Raw genomic sequence first — 7,827 nt, forward strand, 5'->3', positions numbered from 1 at the left:
CCTTTTCTCCGTACCCCGGAGAGGGGGCTTTCCGGCGGGGTGGGGTGGCGGACGAGTTGCCGCCGGATATTTCGGATTTTGCTGGGCGGCAGGAGGTGCTTGAGTGGATTGCTCGGCTGGCCGGGGAGGACGCCGCCGCGCCCGTGCAGGTGGTGCTGCATGGGCCTCCGGGCTGCGGCAAGTCGGCTGTTGCGGTGCATGCCGCCACCGGGATCGAACGGCCTGACGGTCGTCTGTACGCGTCGCTCGGCGCCAGGCCGCCCGGGGCGGTGCTGGAGGATCTGCTGCGGTCGCTCGGCTGCCCCGACGGGGCGGTGCCGCCGGCGACGGACGAGCGGGTGCGGCTCTACCGCACCATGACCGCCCGCAGGCGGCTGCTCGTCGTGCTGGACGACGCCGCCGACGAGGCCCAGGTACGCCCCCTGCTCCCCACCGGACCGGGCAGCCTCACCCTGGTGACGAGCCGGTCGCCGCTGGCCGGACTGGAGGCGGCGCGGGCGTACGAGCTGGGGGTGCTGGACGAGGACGAGGCACTCGCGATGCTCGGTGGCGTCGCGGGGCACGAGCGGGTGCGGGCGGAGCCGGAGGCCGCCCTGGGGATCGTCCGGCTCTGCGGGCATCTGCCCCTCGCACTGCGCATCGCCGGGTCCCGCCTGGCCAGGAAACCCGGCTGGACGCTCGCGTACCTGGCAGACCGCCTGGGGGACGAGCGACGCCGGCTCGACGAGCTCAGCGCGGGCGACCTGGCCGTACGGAGCAGCCTCGCGCTCGGCTACCGCGGCCTGCCCGACCCGCAGCGGCGGCTGCTGCGCGGGCTCGGCGCGCTGTCGGCGCCCGACTTCGCGTCCTGGGTGCTCGACGCCGACCTGGAACCGCTCGCGGAGGCCGGGCTGCTGCAGTCGCGCGGCCTGGACGAGGCGGGCCAGGAACGCTACGGCCGGCACGACCTGACCCGGCTCTACGCCGCCGAACGCCTGGCCGAGGAGGACGGCGGTCCCGCCCGCGTGCTGGCGGCGACGGCGGGCGCGATCTTGGAGCGCACCCGGCGGGCCAGGGCGTCGCTGCTGCCCGCGGAGCCGGGCACCGGCCGTACCGAAATCAGCCTGACCGACCACGGCGCCGCGCTCCGGACGGGATGGCTGCGGCAGGAGGCCCGGTGGCTGAGCGCCGAGCGCCGCTTCCTCGTCGCCTGCGTCGGTGACTTCTTCGGCGCCGGTCTGTACGAGGCCGCGTGGCGGCTGGCGTTCTATCTGGTGCCGCTGTTCGAGCTGGGCGCGCACCACGACGACTGGCACGCGACCACGGCCGTCGGGCTCGACGCGGCCAGGGCGGCCGGCCACCGGAACGGCGAGGCGCTGCTGCTGCGCGGCCTGGCCGACCTGCACCGCGCGGAAGGCCGCATGGACGCGGCGGCAGCGGCGCTGCGGGCGGCCCAGCCGCTGGTGGAGGGGCTGGAGCTGGCCCGGATCACGCTCCGGCTCGGCCTCGTCCAGGTCGCGACCACCGGGTCCCGGCCGGCGCAGGCGGAGCACGCGTTCCTGCGGGCGTTGCGGGCGTTCGAGGAGGGCGGCGACCGGCGCGGCCGGGCGGACGCGCTGCGCGCGCTGGGTGCCCTGCGGGGGGACGAGCGGGCGCTCCACGAGAGCCTGGCCGTCCATCGCGAGCTGGACGACCCGCGCGGCGAGGCGGAGGCGCTGCTCGACCTGGCCAGGCTGCATCTGGCCGCCCGCCGGTACGCGCCGGCCCGCGACTGTGTGGAACGCCGGCTGCAGCTCAACCGCCGCCTCGGCGACCGGCTGCCGGAGGCGGCGGCGCTGCTCGTACGGGCCGAGATCGCCGCGGCGGAGGGCGCTCCGGACGCCGCCGCGGACTCGGCGCGGCAGGCGCTGGAGACCTTCACCGCGTACGGCGACCGCAGAGGCGTGGCACGGGCCCTGCTGGCACTCGCCAGGGCCGCTTCAGACAAGGATGACGCCGGACAGGCGATTGAGCACCTGATGCGCGCTATGGGAGAGTACGACAACCTCGGTGACCTTCAGGGAAGGGCCGAGGCGGAACGGCTCGCGGGGGAGGCCCGCAGGCGGCGTGGTCAGCGGATATAGCGGACTATGCGGATCCTGAAGGTCGCCTTCCTAGAGTGAGGCCGTCATCCCCCGAAGACAAAGGTGATCTCATATGCGAAAGACGTTCGCGCTCGTCGCGGCGGCCGCCCTGCTGACCGGCTGCGGCATGCTCCCCGGCCAGCAGGGCGGCGGCGGAGAGGAGCGGCAGACGGCCGCCACCACCCTGGAGCAGGTGGAGGAGACGGCCGCGGAGACCCCTGCGGAGACCCCTGCGGAGACCCTTGCGGAAACCCCTGCCGAGAGCGCGCCGCCGCAGCAGGACCAGGTGATCGCCAGCCGTGAGACCAAGGTCGCGTCGGGCGCCAACCACGGCACGGCGCGGGCGGAGATCACCGGGCTCAAGCGCCAGGGCCGCACGGCCACCCTCAGCTGGACGGTCACCGCCCTTGACGGCAAGGTCAACGTGCACAACGGCATGGGCTCGTACACGCTCGACTTCACGGTCTCGGCGGTCGCGCTGATCGACCCGGTCAACGCCAAGCGCTACCGGGTGGCCCGCAACGGCGCCGGCCAGGACGCCAAGTGTGTCTGCTCCCACACGCAGGGGCAGTTCCTGGAGCAGGGCGAGACGTCCTCGCTGTACGCGGTGTTCGCGGCTCCGCCGCCGGACGTGACCAAGGTCAACGTCGAGCTGCCCATGATCGGCGTGATCAGCGATGTTCCGATCTCTTAGCGCCGCGCTCGTCCTGGCCCTGTCGCCGACGCCCGCGCCCGAGGTCCCGCCCGCCGGGGCCACGGGGGTCGTCGAGGACCTCGTGCTGCCCGTGGAGGACATCGTGGGCGAGGTCGAGTCGATGGACGGCACCGAGAGCGAGACGACCCGGGGGCAGGAGGTGACGGTGGCGCTGACCAGCGACGTGCTGTTCGCCGTGGACAAGTGGCGGCTCACCGCCTCCGCCCGGCAGCGGCTGGCGAAGGTGGCCGAGAAGGTGTCCGCCGAGGGCGCGGGCGGGGTGGTCAGGATCGAGGGGCACACCGACGACCAGGGGGCGGACGCGTACAACGTCACGCTGTCGCAGCGGCGGGCGCAGGCCGTGCGGACGGCCATGCACGAGCTGCTCACGGACGCGGGCGTCACCCTGCGGGCGCGCGGTTACGGCGAGAGCCGGCCGAAGCTGCCGAACATGGTCGAGGGCAAGCCGGTGGAGGAGAACCGCGCCGAGAACCGCCGCGTCGAGATCACCTTCACCGCGAAGTCCTGACCCGCACCGGACCGCCTGGGGCAGATCGCGGGTCAGTTGGCCTGGAGCTCGCCGAGGGTGACGGTGACGGTTTCTGTGTCGCCGTTGGTGCGCACTCCCACGCGGATGCGGTCGCCCGGTCTGAAGGTCGTGATGGTCTCGGTGAGGACGGCTATGGTCGGGGTGTCCTTGCCGTTGATCGAGACGATCACGTCCCCGGGGCGGATGCCGGCCCGGGCGGCGGCTCCGTTCGGTTCGACGGTGGCCACGCCGACCCCGCTGGGCCGGCCGTCCGCGCCGATGACCGTGCTGCCGCGGATGCCGAGCGCGGCTCGGTGGCTGTTGGTGACCCGTCCGTGGGTGACGATCTGCCGGGCGATGTCCGTGGCGGTGTTGCTGGGGATCGCGAACCCGATGCCCGGCGCCGCGCCACCGCCGAACGTCGGGTCCGTGGCGGCCAGCGTCGGAATCCCGATCACGTGGCCCGACAGGTCCACGAGGGCGCCCCCGCTGTTGCCGGGGTTGATCGAGGCCGAGGTCTGGATCGCTCCCGCGATGGTGGCGCCAGGCGACCCGGGGTCCTGCGGTTCCGAGACCGTACGGCCGAGGGCCGAGACGATGCCGTCCGTCACGCTGCCGGAGAATCCCAGCGGGTTGCCCATGGCGAGCACGATCTGCCCGACCCGCAGCTTGGCGGAGTCCCCGAACGTGGCGGGCCGCAGCCCGTCCGGCCGGTCCACCTTGATCACGGCCAGGTCGCCGGCGGGGAACGACCTGACCAGCCTGGCCTTGCGCGGCGATCCACCGGTGGCGATGGTGACGGTCATCTCCTTGGCCTCGCCGATCACGTGGGCGTTCGTGACGATGTGGCCGTTGGTGTCGAACACGACTCCCGACCCGAGCCCGACGCTCGTGGTGATCTGCACGATGGACGGCAGGACCTGGGAGATGACCCTTTCGTAGGCGGTCTCCAGCGACTGCACCGGCGCCGTCGTGGCGGGTGACGGCGTTCCGGGAGAAGCCTGGGTGGCCGTCCCGGTCGGTGAGGTGGGCGCGGTGGGCGTGCCGGCGGGGGGAGGTCCGCAGCCGGTCAGCAGTACGGCGGCGGCGGCCAGTCCCGCGACGAGCTCCCTCATGGGCAGATTTCTGCCCATATCGGGACGAAAGATACTCTTTTCGGACGTTCCGCCTGGTCAGCCCGCCGTGCGGGGCGCACGGCGCGAAGGTGTCAGGAGGTCTACCGGTCGGCCCTCGGGGCGCTGAGCATCGCCGACTCGATGATCGTGTGCAGTTCCTCGCGGCCGGCGCCGTCGCGGGCCTGAATGGCCAGGCCGTGGAGCACCGTGGTGAACAGGGCCGCGAGGGCGTCGAGGTCGGCGGTGGCCGGGACGTCGCCCGCCGCCACACCCCTGCTGAGCCGTTTCCTGAACAGCTCGCGCACGGCCTGCCGGCGCTCGGTCACGAAAGCGCTGACCTCTTCGTTGCGGGCGCTGCCGGCCGCCGCCGCGAGGACGACCATGCATCCGGGCGGCCGTTCCGGGTCGGTGAACGTGACGATATTGGCCCGCAGCATCGCGCGGATGCCCTCGTAGGCCGTCGGCGCCTCTTCGAGGGCCTGTTGCGCCGGGGCGCCGACCGTCGACCCGTACAGCTCGACGGCTTCCCGGAACAGGCCCTCCTTGCTGCCGAAACAGGCGTAGAGGCTGGGGGAGGCGATGCCCATCTCGGTGGTGAGGCGAGTCATCGAGGCGCCGTCGAAGCCGTACTTCCAGAAGACCTCCATCGCCTTGCGCAGCGCGGCGTCTCGGTCGAAGCCGCGCGGTCTGCCTCGTTGCCCCATGGACTCCCTCATTTCTGTGCCGACTTTAACATAAATGGGTTGACCTGCTGTAATGCGATGCTAGATTTCTGTATCGATCGACACAGAAATGAGGACGGCATGAGTGAGCTGTCGGGCAGGGTGGCGCTGGTCATGGGTGGCAGCCGGGGGATCGGGGCGGAGATCGCCCGTACGCTGGCCAGGAACGGGGCGGCCGTCGGCTTCACCTATCACAGCGCGGCGGACCAGGCGCATGGCCTTGAGGAGGAGATCCGGGCGCACGGCGGACACGCGCTCGGGATCCAGGCGGACAGTGCGGACCCCGAGGCCGTGCGGGCGGCGATCGAGACGACGGTCGCCAGGTTCGGCCGGTTCGACATCCTGGTCAACAACGCGGGGGTGTTCCCGTCCGGGCCCCTGGACGAGGTGACGCTGGAGGACGTCGACCGCACGCTGGGGATCCACGTCCGGGGCGCCTTCGTCGCCGCGCAGACCGCGGCGCGCCACATGACCGACTACGGCCGGATCATCAACATCGGCAGTTGCCTGGCCGAACGGCTGCCCGGGCCCGGCATGACGCTGTACGCGATGAGCAAGTCGGCGCTGAAGGGCCTCACCAAGGGGCTGGCCAGGGACCTGGGCCCGCGCGGCATCACCGCGGTCGTGGTGGACCCCGGCCCCACGGACACCGACATGAACCCGGCCGACGGCGCCGCGGCCGACTTTCTCCGCCAGTTCATCGCCGTCGGTCATTACGGACACGCGCAGGACATCGCCGGCATGGTGGCCTACCTGGCCGGCCCCGGCGGTCGCCATGTCAGCGGCGGCACGATCGCGGTGGACGGTGGATTCGCCGCCTGACCCGGCGGCTCAGGTCGCCAGATACGCCTCCCGGACGTTCCGCCTGCTCAGCTTGCCCGTCGGCGTACGCGGCAGCGACTCCCGGTACTCGATCACCCGCGGGTGCTTGAGCCGGGCCAGTCGAGGCGCGCAGTGGCTCAGCAGCTCGGCGGTGAGCTCGTCCCCGCCGGTGAAGCCGGGGGCGGGCTGGACGAGGGCGACGACCTTCTGCCCCCACTCGGGGTCGGGGACGCCGATCACCGCCACGTCGGTCACGGCGGGATGCTCCAGCAGCACCGCCTCGATCTCGGCCGGGTAGATGTTCACCCCGCCCGAGATGATCAGGTCGGTGCGCCGGTCGAGCAGGAACAGGTAGCCGTCCTCGTCGAGGTAGCCGATGTCGCCGGGCGTGTATGCGCGATCGCGCATGGACGCGGCCGTCTTCTCCGGGTCGCCGTGGTACTCGAAGCGGTTGATGCCGCCGATGTAGACCAGGCCGGGGGCGCCGGGGCCGACCTCGCGGCCGTCCTCGTCCACGATCGTGAACGTCATGCCGTCCAGCGCCCTGCCGACCGTGCCGGGCTTGGCCAGCCACTCCTGCGAGGACACCATGGTGGCCACGGCGGCCTCGGTGGAGCCGTAGTACTCCCACAGCACCGGCCCCAGCCAGTCGATCATGGCCTTCTTGGTGGCCGGCGGGCACGGCGCGGCCCCGTGGTAGAGATGAGTGAGGGACGACAGGTCGTACGACTCCCGGTCGGGCACCGCCAGCAGCCGGTGGAACATCGTCGGCACCATGAACGCGTTCGTCACCCGGTGCCGCTGGATCAGCTCCAGCACCTCTCTCGCCTCGAACCGCTCCGGCGCCACGATCGTGTGCCCGAACTGCAGCGCCATCATCGCCTGTCCGTACGGCGCCGAGTGGTAGAGCTGCGAGCACACCAGGTGGACGCCGCCTGCCGGCAGGCCGAAGTGGCGCCAGCTCTTGCGCATGAGGATCGGGTAGAGCTCCTCCGGCGTCAGGTCGAGCAGCCGTCGGCGCACGCCCTTGGGGCGGCCGGTGGTGCCCGAGGTGTAGAGCATCATCGAACCGGCACGGCGGTGGGCGGGCGGGGTGGACGGTTGTCCGGCGACGAGCTCGGCGACCGTGAGGGCGTCCGGCGAGATCACCACCTTGGCCCCGCAGTCGGAGACGATGTAGTCGATCTCCTCGGTGGTGTAGTGCCAATTGACCGGGACGAGATAGGCCCCGATCTGGTACGTCGCCAGCATCATCGTGAGGAAGTCGAGACCGTTCTTCAGCACGGTCACGACGCAGTCACCCTGGCCTGCTCCGCGCGAGGTCAGGCCGTTGGACGCCTGGTTGACGCGGGAGAGCAGCGCTCCGTAGGTCGTGCCTTCCTCGCCGAGGAGGGCGGGGCGTTCAGGGTCGTGGGCCGCGATCTCGTAGAAACCCCTCATGCTCGCAGACCTTACAGAATTACATTCTGCACAGGGAATAGCGGAATTATCCCGCTCCATCGTGACGTAATCTCAAGGTCATGGCGGACGTCGGCGACCAGAGCTCTGGATATGATCCCCCCACCACTCCGTTTCGCAAGATCGTCCTGCCTGCGGAGGAGACGGTCAGGATCTCTCAGCCGTCGGCTGCGGAGACGTCCGGCCCGGTGAAGACGTCCGGCCCGGGCTCCGGCCAGGCTGGTGGCGACAGTGCGCCCGCGGCTCCGCCGTCGGCCCCGTCCCAGGACGGAACGGCCGACGGGCCATCCGGCGAGAAGCCGGGCCAGGCGGCGGCGCAGACGTCGGCCAAGGGCCCCGGCAAGTCCCCGGCGAAGGGCGCCTCTCCATCGAGCCAGCCTTCGTC

Annotated in this window: 8 protein-coding genes; 4 read left to right on the forward strand and 4 right to left on the reverse strand. The window is 71.8% G+C overall.

The genetic code is table 11. The features are described 5' to 3' along the window. Window positions 1–95: 95 nt before the first annotated feature. From E1286_RS44170 to E1286_RS44180, 3 genes are all read left to right on the forward strand, one after another. Window positions 96–2,102 (forward strand): NB-ARC domain-containing protein, encoded by a 2,007-nt coding sequence (locus E1286_RS44170; RefSeq protein ID WP_246075677.1) that lies wholly within the window; start codon window positions 96–98, stop codon window positions 2,100–2,102. Window positions 2,103–2,175: 73 nt separating this feature from the next. Continuing rightward, a complete protein-coding gene (locus E1286_RS44175) occupies window positions 2,176–2,796 on the forward strand; it encodes a hypothetical protein (protein WP_132622921.1) in 621 nt (206 codons plus the stop codon). Then, a complete protein-coding gene (locus E1286_RS44180) occupies window positions 2,780–3,325 on the forward strand; it encodes an OmpA family protein (protein WP_132622923.1) in 546 nt (181 codons plus the stop codon). The genes E1286_RS44175 and E1286_RS44180 overlap by 17 nt, the downstream gene beginning before the upstream one ends. Before the next feature lie 32 nt (window positions 3,326–3,357). Here the strand turns inward: E1286_RS44180 and E1286_RS44185 are convergent, their stop codons facing one another. Further along, on the reverse strand, window positions 3,358–4,440 hold the full coding sequence (locus E1286_RS44185) for a S1C family serine protease (protein ID WP_246075678.1): 1,083 nt from the start codon (window positions 4,438–4,440) through the stop codon (window positions 3,358–3,360). 101 nt (window positions 4,441–4,541) lie between these two features. Continuing rightward, on the reverse strand, window positions 4,542–5,144 hold the full coding sequence (locus E1286_RS44190) for a TetR/AcrR family transcriptional regulator (protein ID WP_132622927.1): 603 nt from the start codon (window positions 5,142–5,144) through the stop codon (window positions 4,542–4,544). 99 nt (window positions 5,145–5,243) lie between these two features. Here E1286_RS44190 and E1286_RS44195 point away from each other — a divergent pair, with 99 nt between their 5' ends. After that, window positions 5,244–5,984, forward strand: coding sequence for a 3-oxoacyl-ACP reductase family protein (locus E1286_RS44195; RefSeq protein ID WP_132622929.1), 741 nt, complete (start codon window positions 5,244–5,246; stop codon window positions 5,982–5,984). A gap of 9 nt (window positions 5,985–5,993) precedes the next feature. Here E1286_RS44195 and E1286_RS44200 read toward each other — a convergent pair whose 3' ends face one another. Together E1286_RS44200 and E1286_RS49665 are read right to left on the reverse strand one after the other, a co-directional pair. Then, window positions 5,994–7,424, reverse strand: a complete 1,431-nt coding sequence (locus tag E1286_RS44200; RefSeq protein WP_132622931.1) for an AMP-binding protein — start codon at window positions 7,422–7,424, stop codon at window positions 5,994–5,996. Between the two features lie 175 nt (window positions 7,425–7,599). Next, on the reverse strand, window positions 7,600–7,827 hold a 228-nt coding region (locus E1286_RS49665), incomplete at its 5' end, for a hypothetical protein (protein WP_223190910.1).

The organism is Nonomuraea terrae (assembly GCF_004348995.1).
Classification (GTDB): domain Bacteria; phylum Actinomycetota; class Actinomycetes; order Streptosporangiales; family Streptosporangiaceae; genus Nonomuraea; species Nonomuraea terrae.

What these genes read in the sequence shown, in the direction of transcription:
- E1286_RS44175 (WP_132622921.1), top strand. Translation starts at nt 2,176, where the DNA reads ATGCGAAAGACGTTCGCGCTCGTCGCGGCGGCCGCCCTGCTGACCGGC.
- E1286_RS44180 (WP_132622923.1), top strand. Translation starts at nt 2,780, where the DNA reads ATGTTCCGATCTCTTAGCGCCGCGCTCGTCCTGGCCCTGTCGCCGACG.
- E1286_RS44185 (WP_246075678.1), bottom strand. Translation starts at nt 4,440, where the DNA reads ATGAGGGAGCTCGTCGCGGGACTGGCCGCCGCCGCCGTACTGCTGACC.
- E1286_RS44190 (WP_132622927.1), bottom strand. Translation starts at nt 5,144, where the DNA reads ATGGGGCAACGAGGCAGACCGCGCGGCTTCGACCGAGACGCCGCGCTG.
- E1286_RS44195 (WP_132622929.1), top strand. Translation starts at nt 5,244, where the DNA reads ATGAGTGAGCTGTCGGGCAGGGTGGCGCTGGTCATGGGTGGCAGCCGG.
- E1286_RS44200 (WP_132622931.1), bottom strand. Translation starts at nt 7,424, where the DNA reads ATGAGGGGTTTCTACGAGATCGCGGCCCACGACCCTGAACGCCCCGCC.